The sequence below is a fragment of the Flavobacterium cucumis genome, from assembly GCF_900148835.1.
Lineage (GTDB): Bacteria > Bacteroidota > Bacteroidia > Flavobacteriales > Flavobacteriaceae > Flavobacterium > Flavobacterium cucumis.
In genome coordinates, this window is record NZ_FRYK01000004.1 from 64,474 (window position 1) to 84,848 (window position 20,375).

At 33.5% G+C, this 20,375-nt stretch carries 23 protein-coding genes; 20 read left to right on the forward strand and 3 right to left on the reverse strand.

Translation table 11 applies throughout. The annotated features are described in order from the left end of the window. Window positions 1-122 precede the first annotated feature (122 nt). The 18 genes from BUE95_RS10745 (at window position 123) to BUE95_RS10825 (ending at window position 16,362) form a co-directional block, all read left to right on the forward strand. A complete protein-coding gene (locus BUE95_RS10745; RefSeq protein WP_073584352.1) occupies window positions 123-554 on the forward strand; it encodes a c-type cytochrome in 432 nt (143 codons plus the stop codon). Window positions 555-570: 16 nt separating this feature from the next. Beyond that, window positions 571-1,905 (forward strand): cbb3-type cytochrome c oxidase subunit I, encoded by a 1,335-nt coding sequence (locus BUE95_RS10750; RefSeq protein ID WP_073584354.1) that lies wholly within the window; start codon window positions 571-573, stop codon window positions 1,903-1,905. A gap of 103 nt (window positions 1,906-2,008) precedes the next feature. Then, entirely contained in the window at window positions 2,009-2,794 is a 786-nt protein-coding gene (locus BUE95_RS10755; protein WP_073584356.1) for a CbbQ/NirQ/NorQ/GpvN family protein, read from the forward strand. Between the two features lie 11 nt (window positions 2,795-2,805). Continuing rightward, on the forward strand, window positions 2,806-4,572 hold the full coding sequence (locus tag BUE95_RS10760; protein WP_073584358.1) for a nitric oxide reductase activation protein NorD: 1,767 nt from the start codon (window positions 2,806-2,808) through the stop codon (window positions 4,570-4,572). Window position 4,573: 1 nt separating this feature from the next. Beyond that, on the forward strand, window positions 4,574-5,545 hold the full coding sequence (locus BUE95_RS10765) for a DUF438 domain-containing protein (RefSeq protein WP_073584576.1): 972 nt from the start codon (window positions 4,574-4,576) through the stop codon (window positions 5,543-5,545). A 10-nt stretch (window positions 5,546-5,555) separates the two neighbouring features. Beyond that, window positions 5,556-6,212: a carbonic anhydrase gene (locus tag BUE95_RS10770; RefSeq protein ID WP_084530277.1), complete on the forward strand. Its 657-nt coding sequence runs from the start codon at window positions 5,556-5,558 to the stop codon at window positions 6,210-6,212. Continuing rightward, on the forward strand, window positions 6,209-6,778 hold the full coding sequence (locus tag BUE95_RS10775; protein WP_073584360.1) for a cytochrome c oxidase subunit 3: 570 nt from the start codon (window positions 6,209-6,211) through the stop codon (window positions 6,776-6,778). Before BUE95_RS10770 ends, BUE95_RS10775 begins: the two co-directional genes overlap by 4 nt. A 10-nt stretch (window positions 6,779-6,788) precedes the next feature. Then, window positions 6,789-7,028 carry a cytochrome C oxidase subunit IV family protein gene (locus tag BUE95_RS10780; protein WP_084530278.1) on the forward strand — a complete coding sequence of 80 codons (240 nt, stop codon included), beginning with the start codon at window positions 6,789-6,791 and terminating at the stop codon, window positions 7,026-7,028. Between the two features lie 116 nt (window positions 7,029-7,144). Further along, complete coding sequence (locus BUE95_RS10785) at window positions 7,145-8,935, forward strand: hypothetical protein (RefSeq protein WP_073584362.1); 1,791 nt, start codon at window positions 7,145-7,147, stop codon at window positions 8,933-8,935. Window positions 8,936-9,138: 203 nt separating this feature from the next. Then, the gene (locus tag BUE95_RS10790) at window positions 9,139-9,621 is read left to right on the forward strand and encodes a c-type cytochrome (protein ID WP_073584364.1); all 483 of its coding nucleotides are present in this window, start codon (window positions 9,139-9,141) and stop codon (window positions 9,619-9,621) included. A 61-nt stretch (window positions 9,622-9,682) separates the two neighbouring features. Continuing rightward, window positions 9,683-11,662, forward strand: coding sequence for a Sec-dependent nitrous-oxide reductase (nosZ, locus tag BUE95_RS10795; protein WP_073584366.1), 1,980 nt, complete (start codon window positions 9,683-9,685; stop codon window positions 11,660-11,662). Between the two features lie 53 nt (window positions 11,663-11,715). Beyond that, on the forward strand, window positions 11,716-12,303 hold the full coding sequence (locus BUE95_RS13510; RefSeq protein ID WP_084530279.1) for a hypothetical protein: 588 nt from the start codon (window positions 11,716-11,718) through the stop codon (window positions 12,301-12,303). A gap of 11 nt (window positions 12,304-12,314) precedes the next feature. Then, on the forward strand, window positions 12,315-12,740 hold the full coding sequence (locus BUE95_RS13515; protein WP_084530280.1) for a nitrous oxide reductase accessory protein NosL: 426 nt from the start codon (window positions 12,315-12,317) through the stop codon (window positions 12,738-12,740). Continuing rightward, a complete protein-coding gene (locus tag BUE95_RS10805; protein WP_073584368.1) occupies window positions 12,740-13,972 on the forward strand; it encodes a nitrous oxide reductase family maturation protein NosD in 1,233 nt (410 codons plus the stop codon). The genes BUE95_RS13515 and BUE95_RS10805 overlap by 1 nt, the downstream gene beginning before the upstream one ends. After that, window positions 13,969-14,691, forward strand: coding sequence for an ABC transporter ATP-binding protein (locus tag BUE95_RS10810; protein ID WP_073584371.1), 723 nt, complete (start codon window positions 13,969-13,971; stop codon window positions 14,689-14,691). The genes BUE95_RS10805 and BUE95_RS10810 overlap by 4 nt, the downstream gene beginning before the upstream one ends. Then, window positions 14,675-15,442 (forward strand): ABC transporter permease subunit, encoded by a 768-nt coding sequence (locus BUE95_RS10815; RefSeq protein ID WP_073584373.1) that lies wholly within the window; start codon window positions 14,675-14,677, stop codon window positions 15,440-15,442. Before BUE95_RS10810 ends, BUE95_RS10815 begins: the two co-directional genes overlap by 17 nt. A 105-nt stretch (window positions 15,443-15,547) precedes the next feature. After that, window positions 15,548-15,919, forward strand: coding sequence for a group III truncated hemoglobin (locus tag BUE95_RS10820; protein ID WP_073584375.1), 372 nt, complete (start codon window positions 15,548-15,550; stop codon window positions 15,917-15,919). Next, a complete protein-coding gene (locus tag BUE95_RS10825; protein ID WP_073584377.1) occupies window positions 15,919-16,362 on the forward strand; it encodes a copper resistance protein CopD in 444 nt (147 codons plus the stop codon). Before BUE95_RS10820 ends, BUE95_RS10825 begins: the two co-directional genes overlap by 1 nt. Before the next feature lie 68 nt (window positions 16,363-16,430). Here the strand turns inward: BUE95_RS10825 and BUE95_RS10830 are convergent, their stop codons facing one another. From BUE95_RS10830 to BUE95_RS10840, 3 genes are all read right to left on the reverse strand, one after another. Next, window positions 16,431-16,985, reverse strand: coding sequence for a fasciclin domain-containing protein (locus tag BUE95_RS10830; protein ID WP_073584379.1), 555 nt, complete (start codon window positions 16,983-16,985; stop codon window positions 16,431-16,433). 79 nt (window positions 16,986-17,064) lie between these two features. Then, window positions 17,065-18,234 carry a hypothetical protein gene (locus BUE95_RS10835; RefSeq protein WP_084530281.1) on the reverse strand — a complete coding sequence of 390 codons (1,170 nt, stop codon included), beginning with the start codon at window positions 18,232-18,234 and terminating at the stop codon, window positions 17,065-17,067. 47 nt (window positions 18,235-18,281) lie between these two features. Further along, window positions 18,282-18,869: a Crp/Fnr family transcriptional regulator gene (locus tag BUE95_RS10840; protein ID WP_073584383.1), complete on the reverse strand. Its 588-nt coding sequence runs from the start codon at window positions 18,867-18,869 to the stop codon at window positions 18,282-18,284. Between the two features lie 121 nt (window positions 18,870-18,990). On the opposite strand from BUE95_RS10840, the gene BUE95_RS10845 reads away from it, so the two are divergent. Beyond that, window positions 18,991-19,365, forward strand: a complete 375-nt coding sequence (locus BUE95_RS10845; RefSeq protein WP_084530282.1) for a hypothetical protein — start codon at window positions 18,991-18,993, stop codon at window positions 19,363-19,365. Window positions 19,366-19,482: 117 nt separating this feature from the next. Continuing rightward, a complete protein-coding gene (locus tag BUE95_RS10850; RefSeq protein WP_073584385.1) occupies window positions 19,483-20,328 on the forward strand; it encodes a FixH family protein in 846 nt (281 codons plus the stop codon). Window positions 20,329-20,375 lie beyond the last annotated feature (47 nt).

Genomic DNA, 20,375 nt, shown 5'->3' on the forward strand with positions numbered 1-20,375 from the left:
AATATAATTCTAATTATATGATTTGAATCATATGTATTCATTTTATTTGGTGGTTATTTTGCTGCATGATTAAAGGATAAAAATATCTTTAATTGTAATTATTCTTAACTAATATCTAAAATATGTTATCAAAATCACAAGCACGAGCATTTTTTTTAGGTGGAACCGTAGTAACCTTTTTAGTCTTTATTGGCTTAACTATTTATTCGTTCATGCCTAAAAATGATCAAACGTATCATGATAAGATTGATGCGAAAGTTATTCGAGGAAAAGAACTTTGGGAATCGAATAACTGTATGGGTTGTCATACCATACTTGGTGAAGGAGGTTATTACGCACCTGAACTTACCAAAGTAATTGAAAGAAGAGGAGAAGGCTATGTCAAAGCCGTTTTACAATCGCCAGTTCCTTGGGGACCAAAAGGTAGAAAAATGGTCAAGTACGAAATGAATGATGCCGATACCGAAGCCATGATTGCTTACTTCAAATGGATTGGAAATATTGATTTGAATGGTTTTGATCGCGTGGTTTCCCCTTTAGCTAAAGACGAATAATCCAAAATATAGAGTTATGAAATATAAATCACAAAAAGTAGCGTATTGGTTCTTTGGATTATGCATGTTATTATTTGCATTACAAATTATCTATGGTTTTATTATGGGCTTTGCCCGAATTGGAATGGATGGTCTTCACGATTTTATTCCGTTCAACACAGCGAGAGCCGTTCACACGAATTTATTAGTAGTTTGGTTATTAACCGGTTTCATGGGAGCCGCTTATTATATCATTCCTGAAGAAGCACAACGAGAATTAGTTAATGTCAAATTGGCTTATGTACAGTTGATTTCATTAGCTGTTGTTGGAGTTTTAGCTATCGTTGGCTATCACTTTAATATTTGGGAAGGAAGAAAATTCCTTGAAATTCCAAGAGAATTAGATGTTTTAGTAGTAATCAATGTTTTACTGTTTTTAGGATTAATTCTTACCACTTTATATAAAGCAGAAAGAAGAACAACAACCGCATTGGTTTTAACCATGGGATTGGTTTTCGCTGCTTTACTATATTTACCTGGGATGATTTGGTTCGATAGCCAAGTAACGGATTCTTTCTTCCGTTGGTGGGTAGTACATTTATGGGTTGAAGGTGTATGGGAACTAATCATGGGAGGTATTTTATCGTACTTATTAATCAAACTTACTGGTGTTGACCGAGAAGTTATTGAGAAATGGTTATATGTGATCGTAGGTTTGACATTCCTTTCAGGGTTATTAGGAACAGGTCACCATTATTACTACATCGGAGTAAATAAAATTTGGTTAATCGTTGGAGGTATTTTCTCTGCATTAGAACCATTAGCCTTCTTAGCTATGGCATTATTCGCAGTGTATATGTATAGAAAAGGTGAAAAATCACATCCAAATAAAATTGCGTTATTCTGGACAATTGGAGCTTCTATTGTATCTTTCATTGGAGCTGGATTGTTAGGATTTGCGCATACTTTACCACAAACCAACATTTACACGCACGGAACTTTAGTAACAGCTATGCACGGTCACTATGCATTCTGGGGTGCTTATGCTATGATTGTTTTAGCGATTATTAGTTATGCAATGCCTAATATGACTGGAAGAAAATTATACGATAGTACCAGAGGCCACATGGCGTTTTGGTTATCAAATGTTGGCATGTTAGGTATGACAGTAGCTTTTGGTGTTGCGGGTGTTGCTCAAGTTTATCTTGAACGTAAAATGAAAATGGATTTTATGGATGTCCAAAACGAAATCAGTATTCACTTTGTGGTATTATTGCTTTGTGCTTCTCTTTTTGCAACTGGAATTACCTTATATATTCTAGAGTTTATCAAATACGGTAAACCCACTGATGAAGCTCTTGTAAAAGAATAGTTATTAGTTTTTTGTTAGAATTTTAAATTAATAGCAACCGAGACCAATTGCCCAGAGTTGTCGCTGCCAGCATTTGGTTTCGGTTTTTTCAAAATAAATAGCCATGATAGTAGCAGAAAAAAACATATTTTATAAAGCAGTAGGTGCTGAAATTGAAATTTTCAATCAAATCAACCAATTGCGATTGCCTTTATTATTGAAAGGTCCAACAGGTTCTGGAAAGTCTCGCTTCGTAGAATATATGGCGAATGAAGTAAACAAAACATTAGTCACCGTAAGTTGTCATGAAGAAACTTCAGCAACCGATTTAATTGGACGTTTTATCATCAAAGGAGCCGAAACCATTTGGATTGACGGACCTTTATCCATAGCCGTAAAAAACGGATATATTTTATATTTAGATGAGGTTGCCGAAGCACGTCCTGATGTCATCGTAGCCATTCACTCCCTAACCGATCACAGAAGAGAACTTTTCATTGATAAATTAGGAGAAACCATCAAAGCACATCCTGATTTTCTATTAGTTGCTTCGTTTAATCCAGGTTATCAAAAAGGATTTAAAGAATTGAAACCTTCTACTCGTCAACGATTTGTAGCACTTTCCTTCGATTATCCAAATCCGAAAATTGAAGCCGAAATTTTAATCAATGAAACCGGAATTCAAGCCGATATTGCTCAAAAGTTAGTCGCAATCGGAACAAAAATTAGAAATCTTACCGAATTAGGCCTAACCGAAACTGTTTCCACTCGATTATTAGTGGACGCCGCGAAACTTATCAATAATGGATTACCAAAACGATTAGCCGTTCACGTTGCCGTTGTGGAACCTTTAACAGACGAGCAAGAAACCATTCAAGCCTTAAACGATTTGTGCGATTTAATGATTTAAAGATTGAAGATATGGGTTTGGAATTAGACGAAATTATCTATAAAAAAGTACTCAAGTACTTTAAAAATAAACGACTCAATGATGCCGAAATTCTGAGCCGTCAAATCAACTTATCGGATATCAAACCGCGATTGACTCTTTTTGCAAGAGCGATTTGTGGAGCGCCAATCGAAATTTTTCCAGCCGAACGCGAAGGCGGTTACAAAAACAAAAACTTCTTTCTTCCAATAAATTGTTCGCTGTTCCCAACAAAAGAAGAAAACCTGAAATTTTATTTTTTCAGAACGGTGTATTTGAGTATTCAAAAACAACTGAATTTCAATTGGGATAATCAAGACAATTCACCAGAACTTTCTTTGGAAAAAGCTACTGAAACCGCACCATTGGTTTTAGAAAAAATGTTTCAGGATTATCCATCCATGCAAGAGTTTTATTTTGATGCGGTGCCAAAATTACCTGTTAATAAAAAAGACCAATCCATTGATTATTCTTGGTTGTATGGAAAATGGATGAAAAATACACCCGAAATTGAAGCCGAAAATGTATTGCAAGATTTCGATGACAATACTAAGAAAATAAAAAACAATGTAGTAGCCGAAACTACGCTTCATGCAAAAGCCGTTGAAGAAATTGAATCACTTACTATCGACAAAAAACAACAAGAAGATTATGTGTTAATGCACAGTTTCGAGAAAATTGAAACCGCAGAAGAATTCAACGGAAATTGGCGCGATTTTGATGGAAAAGACGATTTAAAAGACCATCAAGAAGCCTTGGAAGAAATGAACATGCGATTCACCGTTCGTGTGGATGATATGGTACATTCTGTATATCAAGCGGATTTTGTTGAGAATACTTCAATAGCCGAAAGCGCTGAGGTAGATGAAAAAGGCTTTCATTTAAAATACGACGAGTGGGATTTTAAAAAACGAAATTACTTGACTGATTTCTGTAAAGTGTATCCAAAAACCCAACTCAAAACTCACGCGACTTATTATAAAAATACGATGGCGAAGTACAAAACCACTTTAAATGGTTTACGAAAAATGCTTACCAGCGTGAATAATAAAATGCAACAACAACGAAGACAATTACAAGGTGACTCTTTCGATTTAGACGCGTTAACTGATTTATATACCGACATTCATTCTGGAAAATCGCCAGATGAACGCATTTATTTATCCCAAAGAAAGAAAAACAAAGACCTTGCGATTTTAGTTTTGTTAGACATTAGTCTTTCAAGTGATGGTTATGCTGCAGGAAATCGCGTGATTGATGTAGAAAAAGAAGTTTCCATTCTATTTAGCGAAATTCTGCACGAGTTCGACATCGATTTTGCAATTGACGGATTTTATTCCAAAACTAGAAATTTCACGACTTATCTCACTTTGAAAGATTTCAACGAAAGTTGGAACAAAGCTAAACATAAAATCGGAGCCGTCGAACCTAATGGCTACACCCGAATTGGTCCCGCTTTACGTCATGCTGGCGCAAGAATGGATCAATTGGATGCCAAAAACAAATGGATTATTGTGCTTTCCGATGGTAAACCAAACGATTACGACAAATACGAAGGTCAATACGGCATTCAAGATATCAAACAATCGTTGCGAGAGCTTAATGAGCGAAAAATCAATTCGTATGCTTTAGCTATTGAAGCGCAAGCCAAATATTATTTACCACAAATGTTTGGTCAAAATCATTATCAAATATTAACGTCTCCTGAAGCCTTACTGAAATCATTGGTAAAACTTTATGAGAAAATCAAACACCAATAAAATGGAAACAGCAGAAACACATACAAAAGTAATGGAAGGTCATCCTATTCATACGTATTTCGTAGAGACCGATTTGATTCACCAATTACTGGAAGAAGTAAATGCCATTCATCCAAAAGAAGAATTTCAAAAATTTTACAATGTTTTCAATCATTTAGCAACTGTTGAGCGACGCTTTGAGCGAAAAGAAAATCAATTGTTTCCGTTTTTAGAACAAAAAGGCTGGACGGGACCTTCTCGAAATATGTGGTCGTTTCACGATACGATTAGGGAAATGTTTCGCATTGTTAGAAAAAATTTGGAAGACAAAGATTTTACTTCTGCCAAGCATAATACCAATTTGATTTCTCAAAATTTATACCGCCTATTAGAAGTAGAAGAAAACGTGTTGTTTCCAAATGCTTTAGAAATGTTGTCAGAAGAAGATTGGATTAAAATGCGAAAAGGAGAAGATGAAATTGGTTGGATGCTGTCAGAAGCACCACCAAAATTCCCTAAGGAATCCGAATACATACATCCCTCTCAAGATACAGAACGCAGAACGGATGTGGTATTCAACGAAAATGCAGCGCATTATGATGAAGGTTACATGACCGTTGAACAGGTAAATCTACTTTTCAAAACGTTACCTATTGATTTAACTTATGTTGATGAAAACGATAAAGTAATTTTCTATAATCGAGGAGAAGAACGTGTTTTCCCTAGAAGTGCCGGAATTATTGGTAGAGAAGTTCGTTTTTGTCATCCGCCTAAAAGTGTGGATACGGTTTTACAAATTTTAGAAGCGTTCAGAAAAGGCGAACAAAACGAAGCTTCTTTCTGGATTAATTATAAAGAGCGCCTGATTTACATTCGCTATTTTGCAGTTAGAGATACACAAAAAAGATATAAAGGGGTAATTGAAATGTCGCAAGATATTACAGATATCAAGCAAATTGATGGTGAAAAACGGTTATTAGAATGGAATAATTAATTAGAAAGTGATGCGAATTACAAGTGCCTTTTTTTTTACCTTTTTCATTCTTCTTAGTTTTTCATGCGAAAAGAGTGAACATCATTCAATTCCTAAAACAGCAAATGAGGCATTAACAGCGTTAATGGAGGGCAATGAGCGATTTATAAACAACGCTTCAATTCATCATAATTTTATTGATGAAGCCCATCATTCTGAAAAAGAACAACATCCACATACTTTTGTGTTGTCTTGCATTGATTCTCGCGTGCCCCCTGAAATTGTATTTGACCAAGGTATTGGAAACTTATTTGTGGCTCGTGTTGCAGGAAATATTGAAGATCCTAATATTTTAGGAAGTATGGAATACGCTGTTCAAGTTAAAGGTACTAAACTGTTAGTGGTGTTAGGGCATTCCAATTGTGGTGCGGTTCAAGGCGCTATAGATAATGTGAATTTAGGGCATTTAACGCAATTAACTAATCAAATAAAAGTCGCATTCAGTAAGCACAAAACGTATCCATTACCGGAACATTTGTCAAATGAAACGGGTCGGTTGAACGTGCTTTCCACCATAGATCACATTCTTTCGTCAAGTAAGATTATTAGAGAATTGGTCCATCAAGAAAAAATAAAAATAGTAGGAACATTTTATGATTTACATACAGGTAAAGTCGAATTATTATGAATAATACAAAATCAATCTATTATCCGCCTGGAGGCATTTTAATTTGGATAATTATTTATTTAGAACTCATCACTTTCGGAATGGCGATTTTAGCCTTAGCTTATTACGGTTCGGAAGAGCGAGATTTGTTTCACAACAGTAGCTTAAAATTGAATAAAACAATAGGAACTATAAATACAATTCTGTTGCTAACCAGCGGTTTTTTCGTAGCCAAAGGGGTTCACTTCTTTAAAGCTGCTAACATCAAAAAAACCTTGCTTTATTTCAATTGGGCCATGATAGGAGGTCTTGGATTTTTAGTTTTAAAATCATTTGAATATTACGAAAAATTAGAAGCTGGTTTGCACATGGATTACAATTCGTTTTTTAGATTTTATTGGTTATTAACGGGTTTTCATTTTATACATGTTGTTGTGGGATTAGTAATTTTATTAGTAATTACATTTTCCATTAGAAAAAAACAAACCGAAGCATCCTTTGAAGATATAGAAGCCAGCGCCAGTTTTTGGCACATGTGCGATTTAATTTGGTTGCTTTTATTTCCAGTACTTTATTTACTTTTTTAAATGATAGCTTATGAAAGATACTATTTCTTCTACGTTTATTTTGTTGTTGGCACTGACTGTAATGGCTGCTTTTGTGGCATTAAATGTAAGTGCAGAAATTATGGCAACAACGGTTGTAACTTTAGCTTTAATTAAGTTTTGGTTGGTAGCTTTTCAGTTTATGGAATTAAAAAAAGCACATCCCTTTTGGAAATATTTGATATTAGGTTTTGGTGGTTTAATGGGAATTATTTTAGTGATTTTACTTTAAATTCTTCCAATTTTCAAAGCATGATAATAATCATATATTAATCTGAAGGATTGTATTTTATTTGTCACTATTTATTTTGTTAACAAATCGACACAAAAAATAACCAAGAAAACAATATGACATTACAAAAAAACGTACACACCTTTCATATTCCAGTTATGGGATTGGCTTTCACTATTGATAGCCCAGTGCGCGTGGCGCAATACGGAATTAATTCTGTAATTTCCATTATGGATGACGATTTGATTGAAAAATTGACCGCTTTTTATGCCGAAAAATTCAAGCAACCTTATGAAGAAATCTCGCAAAAAGTAGATGATTTTAGAGCCAAAAGAATTACCAATTATTTGAATTTACTCGATACAATTGTTACTCAAAAGTTCGAGTCATTCAAATCAGAATTGCTTGAAAAAAGAATGCAATTGGAGGATTTTATAGCTATTTTGCCAACTACTTCCGAATTAAAAATCAGATTAGAGCATTTAATTGAATCAGGAAAAAACAATATGTTAGAATTAAAAACAATTCTTGACCATCATTTTGCACCTGGAAGCATTGATGTGAATATCATGACAAAAATTGACAAAGATAATTTTAGTGATGACGAACAATTACCTGTAATCTATAATGATGCACATGCAGCTTTGAGAGGTTTTGTAAACAGTACCACAAATTCATCAGTAGTTTTTTCTGCTGGAATGAATCCGAGATTGTACAGTTACATGGAAACTTTTGATGCTTTTTATCCAAATGCAAAAGGTCAATTTCTAAAGAAAATTATTTTGAAAGTGAGCGATTTTCGTTCGGCAATGATTCAAGGAAACTTTCTAGCCAAAAAAGGGCTTTGGGTTTCCGAATATAGAATCGAATCGGGTCTAAACTGTGGCGGACACGCTTTCGCCACGGATGGATTTTTATTAGGCCCAATTCTAGAAGAATTTAAAAACAAGAAAGACGAATTGATTCAATCGGCCTATTCGCTATTTACAAATGCTTTAGCTTCAAAAAATAAAACAGTTCCAAATGAACCACCGGTTTTAAAAGTCACAGTGCAAGGTGGAGTAGGTACTGCCGAAGAGCATCAGTTTTTATTAGACCATTATCAAGTGGATGCTGTGGGTTGGGGTTCACCATTTCTTTTAGTTCCAGAAGCCACGTCAGTTGATGCAGAAACCAGAAAATTATTAGCCGATGCTAAAGAAAAAGATTTGTATTTGAGCAACATTTCGCCTTTAGGAGTTCCGTTCAACACAATTAAAGGAATGACGAATGATTTTTTTAAAAGTCAGCGTATTGCTTCAGGTAAAGCTGGAAGTTCATGTCCAAAGAAATATTTAGCATTAAGCAAAGAATATAAAAAAGAAGGCACTTGTACCGCATCTAAAAAACATCAAGACAAGAAATTAGAAGAATTAGAAGCAAAACGTGAAAGTATTTCCTTTGAGTCCTATACGAAAGAATTCAATTCAATTACAGAAAAATCATGTTTGTGTGTGGGGTTAGCTAATGCAAGTCACATCGAATTAGGAATTCCAATGAAAGGTCAAGCGCAAGGGGTAGTGGTTTGTCCTGGACCAAACATGGCTTATTTTTCAAGAGAATTTTCATTGAAAGAGATGATTCAACACATTTACGGAAAGAGAGTAATCGAAAATCATACCGATAGACCTAATATGTTTGTGAAAGAATTAGGTTTGTATGTTTCGTATTTATCGAATCAAATCAATGAAGCTTTAGAAATTACGCCACAGCAAATCAAAAAATGGGAAACATTTAAAACGAATCTTTTAAACGGAATTGACTATTATAAATCGGTCTTTCAAGAAAAAAATTCAAAAATTCAAAATGATATATCAAATTTAGAATTGCAATTGAACCAATTAGTATTTCATGCAATTCCAATTTAAAATTTTAATCCATTTATTGATTAAAGGTTATTTGGTTTATAATTAGGTTTTTATAAAAAGGTTGTTCTCATTTGTGATGACAACCTTTTTTGTTCAACAAATGTTAATAATAGAGATAAAAATATCTTTTTTATGATTGTAATCATACTTTTAAAACACTAATTATTAGAAATTTGTAGTAATAATTTTAATATTAAAAGATCATGAACAAATCAATTTTACTTGTTTTATCTCTTGCTTTAGCTGTAGCATGTGGTAAAAAAGAAGCATCTGCTGAAGATAATTATCAGACAGGTGGTGGTGAAGCAACAACAGAAACTGCTGCCGATCCAGCAACGTATGATCCAAAACGAGGTGAAGGAAAGTACGACACAGTTGAGTTAGGAGCTACTTTAGATCAAGCTCTAGCGGCTAAAGGAGAAGAAGTGTCAGGTGTAAAGTGTACTTCATGTCATAAAATGACAGATGAAAAATTAGTAGGTCCAGGATGGAAAGGGGTAACCGAAAGAAGAACACCTCAATGGATTATGAACTTCATTACCAATCCAGATCCGATGATTGATAAAGATCCAGAAGTACAAGCACAACTTGAGATTTGTTTAGTTCGTATGCCAAATCAAGGTATTTCAGATGATGAAGCTAGAGGAATTCTTGAGTATATGCGTAAAAATGACGGTGTAAAATAAACGGAAAAAGGTATTGTGTTAAGTGAAAGTAATACGATACCTTAATTTAACTACATATATCATGAAAAATAAATTTGTACAAGCAATTTTAGTAATTGCTTTAGGAAGTGCTTTGGTTACATCTTGTAAGCCAAAAAACTCAAGTGATGCTGTTAGTGGTGATGCTGCTCAAAAGGCCTACGTTGCTCCAGGAAAATACGATGAGTTTTACAATTTCGTTTCAGGAGGGTTTAGTGGACAATTAAGTGTTTACGGATTGCCAAGTGGACGTTTGTTTCGAGTTATTCCTGTATTTTCAGTTGACCCAGAGAAGGGTTGGGGATATAGTGAAGAAACAAAGCCAATGTTAAATACTTCTCATGGATTTGTGCCTTGGGACGATTTACATCATACAGAATTATCTCAAACTAACGGTGAAGTAGATGGCCGTTGGGTTTTTGGGAATGCTAACAATACCCCACGTATTGCTAGAATTGATTTAAAAACTTTCAAAACAGCTGAAATTATTGAACTTCCAAATAGTGGAGGTAATCACTCTTCTCCATTCATTACTGAGAATACAGAATATGTGGTAGCGGGTACTCGTTTTAGTGTTCCTGCGGATTATTCTAATGGAGATGTTCCAATCAACACGTATAAAGAAAATTACAAAGGACACATCAGTTTTGTAAGTGTGGATAAAAAATCAGGAGAAATGGATTTGGCTTTCCAAATTGTAACTCCTGGTGTAAACTTCGACCTTTCACATGCTGGTAAAGGAAAATCGCATGGATGGTTCTTCTTCTCTTGCTACAACACAGAACAAGCCAATACATTGTTAGAAGTAAATGCTTCTCAAAAAGATAAAGACTTTATCATGGCGGTGAACTGGAAAAAAGCAGAAGAATATATCAAAGCTGGAAAAGGGAAAAAACAAAAAGTAAAATATGCGCACAATACATGGGATGAGCATACGCACTCTGCTAAATCTACAATGAAAGATGAAGTATTGGTTTTAGATGCATCTGAATTAAAAGATATTTGTTATATGATTCCTTGTCCAAAATCACCTCACGGATGTGATGTTGATCCAACAGGAGAATTTATTGTAGGTTCTGGAAAATTAGCAGCTTTAATTCCTGTATTTAGTTTTGATAAATTGCAAGCTGCAATCAAAGGAAAAAAATATGAAGGTGACTATGGAGGAATTCCTGTTGTAAAATACGAAGAAGCACTTCATGGTGAAGTTCAAAAACCAGGTTTAGGACCATTACATACAGAATTTGACGGAAGAGGTAATGCTTATACAACTTTCTTCGTTTCTTCTGAAGTAGTGAAATGGGATATTAAAACGTTAAAAGTTTTAGACCGAGTACCTACTTATTATTCTGTTGGTCACTTAATGATTCCAGGTGGAGATAGTAAAAAACCATTTGGTAAATACTTGGTGGCGTATAACAAAATTACTAAAGACCGTTATTTGCCTACAGGTCCTGAGTTAGCACAATCGGCTCAAATATTTGATATTAGTGGCGATAAAATGAAGCTAATTTTAGATTTCCCAACAATTGGTGAGCCGCATTATGCTCAAGCAGCTCCAGCAGATTTAATTCGAAACAATGGACAGTTGAAATTCTACAAATTAGATGATAACAAACATCCATATGCTGCAAAAGGTGAAAAAGAAGCGAAAGTGGTTAGAGAAGGAAATAAAGTTCATGTGTACATGACATCTATCCGATCTCACTTTGCTCCTGATAACATTGAAGGTGTTTTCCTTGGTGATGAAGTATATTTCCACGTAACCAACTTAGAACAAGATTGGGATGTACCACACGGATTCGCTATCAAAGGTGCTAATAATGGTGAATTGTTAATTATGCCTGGAGAAACTACAACATTAAAATGGGTTCCAGACAGAGTTGGAACGTTCCCATTCTACTGTACCGACTTCTGTAGTGCATTACACCAAGAAATGCAAGGATACATTAGAGTATCTCCAAAAGGTTCAAATGTTCCATTACAATTTAGTTTAGGAACAAACGTACCAGCAACAAAATAAATTTTTAACAAAAGGGGCAAAGTAACTTTTGTCCCTTTTTTAAACTCAATTTTATGGAAACTACAAAAATTGCTTTAGTTTCAAAAATCCTTTTATTCCTTATATCTGTGTTGTTTATAGGTTCATTGTTTGTTCCTATGTGGCAAATTGATTTGGATGCACCTCAATACCCAGAAGGATTAGTTTTAAAATTACATGCCAATAAAATTGGTGGTGATGTAGAAATCATAAACGGTTTAAATCACTATATTGGAATGGCAACTTTACACACCGAAAATTTTATTGAATTCAAAATTTTACCCTATATACTAGGTGCTTTTTCGCTAATTTCTTTAGTACTGATTTTTATCAATAATAGAAAGTTTGTTTTGGCATTTTTCGCAACATTTGTGCTTTTCGTTATCTTAGCAGGAGTAGATTTTTACCGTTGGAATTATGAATACGGTCACAATCTAGATCCGAATGCAGCTATTAAAGTACCAGGAATGGCATACCAACCCCCATTAATTGGATACAAACAATTATTGAATTTTGGTGCATATTCTGTCCCAGATATTGGAGGATGGATGTTAATTGGTGCAGGAATAATGCTATTTTATATTATATATAGAGAATTCAACTTATTCAAAAAAAGAAAGTAAACTATTAAGTTATGAAGAAGATTGTACTTTTATTTTTGTCATTTTTAATGATTTCATGTGGTTCAAATGAACCACAACCTATCAAATTAAATGTAGATTCTTGTGAATTTTGCAAAATGACCATTTCAAACGGAAAATTTGGTGCCGAATTGCTGACTAAAAAGGGGCGTTATTACAAGTTTGATGATTTGTCTTGTATGTTGTTATATGCAAAAGAAAACACGAACGTTCAAGTACAATCTTTCTTTGTTAACGATTATGCAAAAGACAATACTTTAATTCCAGCCGAACAGAGTTTTTATTTGCGTGGCGGTGCTTTAAATTCTCCCATGCGTGGTAATTTTGCAGCATTTGCATCTGATAAAGAACAAGATAATTTTCAAAAACAACTTGACGCCAAAACGTTAACTTGGCAGCAAGTTTTCACACTATATTAATGAAAAAAATTAGTTTCATAGTATTCCTATTGTTTTTTTCAATTGGGAAAGCTACTACTATTAAAGTAGGAGCGAATCTTCCAGTGAAGAAAATCAAACAAGCCTTGGCATTAGCAAATGATGGCGATACGATTCTGGTACATTCGGGCATTTATAAAGAGGGAACGATTTTGATCAATAAAAAGATTTATTTTATTGGAAAAAACTTTCCTGTTTTAGATGGCCAACATAAAAAAGAAGTGGTATCAATCAATGCAAATGATGTGGTTGTAAAAGGATTCAAAGTCATTAATTCGGGTCACGCCGCATTAAATGATCCATGTGGAATTCGTGTGTATGATAAAAATAATGTTATTATTCAAGGCAATATTCTTGACAATAATTTCTTTGGTATTTACCTTCAAAACAGCACAAATTGCATCGTTAAGAATAATGTGATAAAAGCATATGGTAAAGCCGAACAGTTGATTGGAAACGGAATTCACTGTTGGAAAAGCAACAATCTTCAAATCATTGGAAATAAAATTACAGGTCATCGCGATGGCATTTATTTCGAATTTGTAACCCAATCTGTTATTTGGAGAAATATTGCAAACAACAACATTCGTTACGGATTGCATTTCATGTTCTCCAACGATGACGCTTATATTACTAATGTTTTCAAAAACAATGGAGCAGGAGTGGCCGTTATGTTTACCAAAAATGTAAAAATGTTTAATAACTATTTTGAGGAAAATTGGGGTGATTCTGCCTATGGATTGTTACTTAAAGAAATATCAGATAGTTATATTTTTAATAATCGTTTTGCACGAAACACTTCGGGAATCTACATGGAAGGAACTTCTCGAATCAAAGTTGAAAAAAATAGTTTCGAATCGAATGGTTGGGGTATGAAAATCCAAGCGAGTTGCATGGAAAACGAAATCGTAAACAATAATTTCTTGAAAAACACTTTTGATATTAGTACTAATGGAAGTTTGGTTTTAAATACATTCAATTCGAATTTTTGGGATAAATATGAAGGTTACGATTTAGACAAAGATGGAATGGGAGATGTGCCTTATCATCCGTTGAGTTTGTTCGCCGTATTGACAGAAAACACGCCTTCAGCGATGTTGTTGTATCGAAGTTTCATGATAACGCTATTAGATAAATCTGAAAAAGTATTACCTAGTATAACACCTGATAATTTTGTAGATAATAAGCCTTTAATGAAGTCACTGCCACTATGATTGAAATAAAAGAATTGCAGAAAAAGTTTGGAAAATTTGAAGTTTTAAAAAACATCAATCTTTCATGTAAAAAAGGAGAATGTATTGCTTTAATTGGTCCGAATGGTTGTGGAAAAACCACTTTGATAAAATCAGTTTTAGGAATGGTTTTGCCAGATTCGGGTACGATTCATTTTAACGGAAATTCCGTTTTGGGTGAGTATTTGTATCGCGAAAAAATTGGCTATATGCCACAAATAGGAAGATATCCTGATAATATGACGATTGGTCAAATTATCGAAATGATAAAAAAGATTCGAAATTCATCAGATGATTTGGATGAAGATTTGTTACATGCTTTCGAATTAGAAAAAATGTTCGACAAACAAATGCGCACTTTATCTGGTGGAACAACTCAAAAAGTAAGTGCTGTTTTAGCCTTCCTTTTTAATCCCGATGTGTTGATTTTAGACGAGCCCACTGCTGGTTTGGATCCGTTGGCGGCTGAAGTTTTGAAAGAAAAAATCATTAAAGAGAAAGAGAAGGGGAAGCTAATTTTGATTACGTCTCATTTACTAAGTGAATTGGACGATTTAATTACTGAAATTATTTTTATGCAAGAAGGAAAAGTGCATTTTCATCAAAAAGTAGAAGAATTAAAAACGACTACTGGAGAAGAGAGAATTTCTAAAGCGATTGCCAAAATTTTAAAGAACAAACAAAATGAATCGAATCATTAAAATCATATTGTCCGACATTATCCGAAACAAAATCGTTTTGGCTTACACGCTGATTTTGTCTATTTTATCATGGAGTTCTTTTGCATTAGAAGACAATTCGTCAAAAGGATTGCTAACCATTTTGAATGTGATTTTATTCACAGTTCCGTTGGTTTCCATTTTATTCGCTACGATTTATTTGTACAATAGCGCCGAATTTATTGAACTTTTACTAAGTCAACCCATCAAAAGAAGGAAAATTTGGCTGAGTTTGTTTTTTGGATTATCCACGGCGATGGTTTTTGCGTTTTTTATTGGTGCAGGAATTCCGTTGTTAGTCAATTCGCCTGATAGTATTGGGTTTATGATGTTGCTCAATGGTTGTTTGATTTCGATCATCTTCGTTGCACTAGCTTTTTTGAGTTCGATTTTGACTCGAGATAAAGCAAAAGGAATCGGTTTAGCGATAATGATTTGGTTGTATTTCGCATTATTATTCGATGGAATGGTATTGTTTTTACTCTTCCAATTAGCCGAATATCCAATTGAAAATATGATGGTAGGCATCACCGCTTTTAGTCCGATTGATTTAGCTCGAATTCAAATTCTCTTGCATTTAGATGTTTCCGCTATGATGGGATATACCGGTGCAATTTTTAAAGATTTTTTTGGCACAACGGCTGGATTGATAGTTTCGTTTGTTTTGTTGGCTTTGTGGGCAATTATTCCGTTTTTCATTTCGATGCGAAAATTCAATAAAAAAGATTTGTAAAACAATTAGAAAGTTACGAGTTAAGGGTTGCGAGTTTTTACCATTTTGTAAAACCAACATTTACAAGCCTTGAACCCGAAATTTTAAACTCGAAATTTTATTAAAATGAAAGCAGATATTAAAAATAGAAAAGATATAGAACTTTTAGTCAATACCTTTTATGATAAAATTAAAACCGATGCAGTTATCGGTTTTCTGTTTACCGAAATTGCCCAAGTGAATTGGGAAACCCATTTACCCAGAATGTACGATTTTTGGGAGAATATCCTTTTTTACACTGGAAATTATAATGGTAGTCCGATGCAAGTTCACAAAGAACTACATAGTAAATGCCCGATGCGACCAGAACATTTTGAGCATTGGGTGATTGTATTTACTACAACCGTTGATAAGTTATTTGAAGGCGAAAAAGCCACCGAAATTAAAGAAAGAGCACTAAATATTGCCAATGTTATCATGTATAAAACGTTAGCGTAATGTATCATCATTTCTTATTAATTATTCATTTAGTAGCCGCAACAATATGGATAGGAGGACATCTGATTTTAGCGACTCGCTATTTACCTGAAGCCATAAAAACTAAAGATTTAGAGAAACTTAAAACATTTAAAGATAAGTTTGAACCTATCGGAATGCCTTCTTTAATTACGCTTGTGATTACAGGAATTTTAATGGCGTATGATTATGATGTTACTTTTACCAAATGGTTTTCCTTCTCAAACGGAATTGAAAAAGTAATCTCAATCAAACTTATTTTGTTTTGTACTTCGTTGCTATTAGCTATTTTCGCCCAACTTTTTATTTTTCCAAAACTAACACAAAAAAAATATCATTACGTTACGATTCTTATCACAGTAGTAACTTTGATTGCTCTTTCAATGTTGGTTTTAGGTTCTTTAATCCGATTAGGAGGGATATAAAATAAAAAGCGTAAACTGTTGAAGTCTACGCTTTTTACCTTTATAAAAGATGAATTAATAATTGTTTTCTATTTTGGAAGTAAAACGTCACCAATTACATGGATAATTCCGTTTGATGTTTCAATAGAAGCCACAATTTCGGAACCGTTTACGAATGTTTTTTCTCCTTGTTTAGTGATTTTTACTTTTCCACCAAACACCATATCAAACTCTTGTCCGTCTTGCATATATTCTGCTTTTAACGAGCCTACATATGTATGATAGCCTAAAATGTTTTCTAAATCACCTTTTTTCTCTGGCTTTAATAAACCTTCTACGGTTCCAGCAGGTAATTTATCAAAAGCAGCATTGGTTGGTGCAAATACAGTAAAAGGACCCGCATTACTTAGAGAGGTTACTAAACCTGCAGCTTTTACAGCCGTAACCAAAGTAGTGTGATCTTTACTTCCTACAGCAGTTTGTACGATGTTTGGATTTGATGTTGCGTCAACTACATTCTCTTGTCCTCCTGAAGGTACTTCAGTGGTCTCTGATGTTGATTCTGATGCTGTTTCTTCACCTTGTTTACATCCAAAGGTGATTAGTAAACTAGCTAACAATAAAGTTGTAATGGAATTTTTCATAATTTGAATAATTTATACACACAAAGTACCTGATTATCTGATGATTATTTTATGAGTAGAATCATAAGAACCATTTTTTTTAGCTCTTTTTTGTAAATAAAGTCGTCCATAAAATACTGGCGAAAAGAAGTATTGCAACTCCAAATAAAGATTCATTAATATTGGGGATTAATGTGTAACTAAAAGACGCAACACCTTGAATTCCTAACACAACTTCATTCAAAACAACGCCAATGCTAAATAAGATTAATCCTAAGATAGTTTTCTTATTCACGGCAATAAAATTATTCACATAAATGTAAAACAGTAGAAAAAGCGAAATAATTGCCAATAAAATCAAGTGTAAATACGCAATTATTATAGGTCTAAAACCAAAGGCTAATTTGCTAATTGCTGGAATAGTGGAGCCCAATTGTAATAAGAACTTCGCACTCAAAGCAAAACTGATAAATAAAATAAGATATTTTAAATAATTTGGAAGAGTTACGAAGATGGATTTGTTCTCTTTAACAATAGTTTTGAATAATAGACACCAAACAACTACTTGAACAATTGCCGAAATAGCAGTTAAAATATAAATCAGTAGTGGTAAATCTAACCAAAGTGTTGATAGAAAATACCCTGCAATGCAAGACCAAAACAACCAAATAAACGATTGCGAATAAATGCGATTTGAGTTTGAAGTTACTTTTAAATAATCCAACAACAATCCCATACAAGCAAAGAAAAACCAACCATTGTATTGAAAATGCAAATAGTAATAAATAGAAGCTAAATATTCATTCTGATGGATGTTTTTAGTTGCCATCATATAAGCCAAAGCAAAAGTTCCCAAAGACGAAATCACATTAAAAAATAATGCGGCTTTGAACCATTTTGTTGCTACAGAAGATGTTTCAATTTGTTTGCAATCTTTAAAGAAAGCATAGGCAAACCAATAAGAAACAAAAATAGAAAGGGTTGAAAAAGTTATGGAAATCGCTCCATAACCTTGCATAATAAAGGAAATTAGCATTACATAAGAGCAAATTAAATTCCCAATTAATATGAGATTATATTTTTTAAACGCAATCTTGTTAAGGGTATCGTGTTTTTGTAAAAAAGCAATCAACAACGTCATTAAAGTATGGGTTACCCAACCTGCGAAAGCAAAATGAGAATGAGAATGTTGAAGACTTTTTTGATCGAGAATTGGAAATTCAAACAGAATCTTATAACGCATTAAAAGACCTAATAATGCTACAAGCATTAGATTAAAAATCGAAAATCGAATCCAAAAAGTTGTTTTAAAAGACATCAGTAATATAATTTGTGATTAATAATTTCCACTTTATTCGTCTTACTCATTTTTGATAGCTCTCGAATCACCGTTTCCACTCGTAAACCTGTAAAGTTGGCAATTTCTTGTCTTGTAAATTCCACCAATTCTTTTTTTGGACATTCGGGGTTTTTGTGTGCATTTAAAAAAGCTAAAATTCGAAACTCCGGTTTTTGATTTACAATGTCTTTTGTGGTTCTGGCTTTGTTGTGAATTCGAGTTGCCATTAAATTCAAGAATTGCTTTTGAATAAAAGGATATTCCTCTAAAATCTTTAAAAACTTTTCCTTCGAAATTTTTATTATTTTGGAATCTTTAAAGGCTACAGCAGTAGAAGGATATAGTTCATCAATAAACAAAGGCGGTTCTCCAAAACTCTGACCATTTTTAAAATAGCCTTGGGTAAACTCTTTTCCTTCATCATTGGAATTGTACATTCTTACGCAACCATCAATAATTTGATAATAAAAATTAGCCGATTCCTCTTCATGGAAAATAATTTCATTTTTCTTGTACTCCTTGGCAATAGCGCCCCAAGTAAATAATAAATCTAAATCAATCTGCATAAAGTAGTTGTGTTGAAGGCTTTAATTCTTTTAGATAAAGCACAAATTAATTTCAATAAAAGTAAAAAAAATATGACTGAAATCATATTAAACGCTAATTTATTTGCTGTAAATTTGTCACATGAAACAATTACTAATCATATTAACCACGCTAATGTTTCTAAAGCCAATACTGCCGGTTTTAGAATATGCTGTGAATTATGATTATATTGTAAATAATCTTTGTGAGAACAAATCTAAGCCAGAATTAAATTGTAATGGTAAGTGTCACTTGACAAAACAGTTGGCTAAAGCTTCAGAAAGCAGTTCTGAAAATTCTTCAGAAAAGAAAATCGCTTTTGAACAAACTGAAATTGTGTTTTTTCAGGAGATTCCATCTATAGAAATGAGACAAATTTATTTTTTAAATAAAACTTCTATTGGTAACAATTATTCTAATCTTTACTTTCACTTGAATGATTGTGCCTTCTTTCATCCACCTGCATTTATTTCTTAATTAAATATTGGTTTCTTGTTAGTTCATTTTCGGAACTAACCCACTCAACTTATATTCAAATTTGCCTGAAATCAAGTATTTCAGATGCAATTACAATCACTTTAATTAAAAAATATAATGAAAACTTCAATACAATATATTGTAGCCATTTTTGCTATGGCCTTAACTTTCGTGTCTTGTTCAAATGATGATGAAACTACTGTAAATGAATTAGATGGAATCACTAAATTTAAAGAAATCACTAACGATACACACACAATCGAATTGTATTCCCAAATGGGAAGTTTAGAACAAGGATACAATGCGATTAGCCTACGAATCAAAGAAAACGGAACCAACAATTATATCAAAAATGCAGAAGTGAGTTGGGCACCACTTATGCATATGACCTCAATGACCCATTCTTGTCCTTATTCTTCTGTTGAAAAAGTAACAGAAAATGGGACTTTATACGAAGGATATATTATGTTTCAAATGGCTCAAAACACTACAGAATATTGGGATTTAAAAATCGATTACACAATTAATGGTGTGGATTACACTGCAACAGAAGTTATCGATGTACCAGCTTCTACCAAAAGAAAAGTAAATACTTTTATGGGTTCGGATGGTACAAAATACTTAGTAGCTTTAATCGAACCTACTACTCCTAAAGTAGCAGTCAACGATATGAAAGTTGGCGTTTGGAAAATGCAAAGCATGATGAATTTCCCAGTTGTTGATGGCTATATCGTAAAAATCGACCCTAGAATGCCAAGCATGGGAAATCATTCTTCACCAAATAACGTTCATGCGACTCAAACTTTAGCAGGTGGATTATACGATGGTAAATTATCGTTAACCATGACAGGTTATTGGAAAATCAACTTACAATTAGTTGACGCAGAAGGAACTATCATAAAAGGAGAAGAAATCACAGAAACAGTTACTGCTAGTAGTATTTTCTTCGAAATCGAATTTTAATTTTTACTCTAAAAAAGGTCGTTATGACTTAAATAATGACCTTTTTT

Bases quoted from the DNA above. Each gene is read 5' to 3' on its own strand.
- BUE95_RS10745 (WP_073584352.1), top strand. From the start codon at position 123: ATGTTATCAAAATCACAAGCACGAGCATTTTTTTTAGGTGGAACCGTA.
- BUE95_RS10750 (WP_073584354.1), top strand. From the start codon at position 571: ATGAAATATAAATCACAAAAAGTAGCGTATTGGTTCTTTGGATTATGC.
- BUE95_RS10755 (WP_073584356.1), top strand. From the start codon at position 2,009: ATGATAGTAGCAGAAAAAAACATATTTTATAAAGCAGTAGGTGCTGAA.
- BUE95_RS10760 (WP_073584358.1), top strand. From the start codon at position 2,806: ATGGGTTTGGAATTAGACGAAATTATCTATAAAAAAGTACTCAAGTAC.
- BUE95_RS10765 (WP_073584576.1), top strand. From the start codon at position 4,574: ATGGAAACAGCAGAAACACATACAAAAGTAATGGAAGGTCATCCTATT.
- BUE95_RS10770 (WP_084530277.1), top strand. From the start codon at position 5,556: ATGCGAATTACAAGTGCCTTTTTTTTTACCTTTTTCATTCTTCTTAGT.
- BUE95_RS10775 (WP_073584360.1), top strand. From the start codon at position 6,209: ATGAATAATACAAAATCAATCTATTATCCGCCTGGAGGCATTTTAATT.
- BUE95_RS10780 (WP_084530278.1), top strand. From the start codon at position 6,789: ATGAAAGATACTATTTCTTCTACGTTTATTTTGTTGTTGGCACTGACT.
- BUE95_RS10785 (WP_073584362.1), top strand. From the start codon at position 7,145: ATGACATTACAAAAAAACGTACACACCTTTCATATTCCAGTTATGGGA.
- BUE95_RS10790 (WP_073584364.1), top strand. From the start codon at position 9,139: ATGAACAAATCAATTTTACTTGTTTTATCTCTTGCTTTAGCTGTAGCA.
- nosZ (WP_073584366.1), top strand. From the start codon at position 9,683: ATGAAAAATAAATTTGTACAAGCAATTTTAGTAATTGCTTTAGGAAGT.
- BUE95_RS13510 (WP_084530279.1), top strand. From the start codon at position 11,716: ATGGAAACTACAAAAATTGCTTTAGTTTCAAAAATCCTTTTATTCCTT.
- BUE95_RS13515 (WP_084530280.1), top strand. From the start codon at position 12,315: ATGAAGAAGATTGTACTTTTATTTTTGTCATTTTTAATGATTTCATGT.
- BUE95_RS10805 (WP_073584368.1), top strand. From the start codon at position 12,740: ATGAAAAAAATTAGTTTCATAGTATTCCTATTGTTTTTTTCAATTGGG.
- BUE95_RS10810 (WP_073584371.1), top strand. From the start codon at position 13,969: ATGATTGAAATAAAAGAATTGCAGAAAAAGTTTGGAAAATTTGAAGTT.
- BUE95_RS10815 (WP_073584373.1), top strand. From the start codon at position 14,675: ATGAATCGAATCATTAAAATCATATTGTCCGACATTATCCGAAACAAA.
- BUE95_RS10820 (WP_073584375.1), top strand. From the start codon at position 15,548: ATGAAAGCAGATATTAAAAATAGAAAAGATATAGAACTTTTAGTCAAT.
- BUE95_RS10825 (WP_073584377.1), top strand. From the start codon at position 15,919: ATGTATCATCATTTCTTATTAATTATTCATTTAGTAGCCGCAACAATA.
- BUE95_RS10830 (WP_073584379.1), bottom strand. From the start codon at position 16,985: ATGAAAAATTCCATTACAACTTTATTGTTAGCTAGTTTACTAATCACC.
- BUE95_RS10835 (WP_084530281.1), bottom strand. From the start codon at position 18,234: ATGCTTGTAGCATTATTAGGTCTTTTAATGCGTTATAAGATTCTGTTT.
- BUE95_RS10840 (WP_073584383.1), bottom strand. From the start codon at position 18,869: ATGCAGATTGATTTAGATTTATTATTTACTTGGGGCGCTATTGCCAAG.
- BUE95_RS10845 (WP_084530282.1), top strand. From the start codon at position 18,991: ATGAAACAATTACTAATCATATTAACCACGCTAATGTTTCTAAAGCCA.
- BUE95_RS10850 (WP_073584385.1), top strand. From the start codon at position 19,483: ATGAAAACTTCAATACAATATATTGTAGCCATTTTTGCTATGGCCTTA.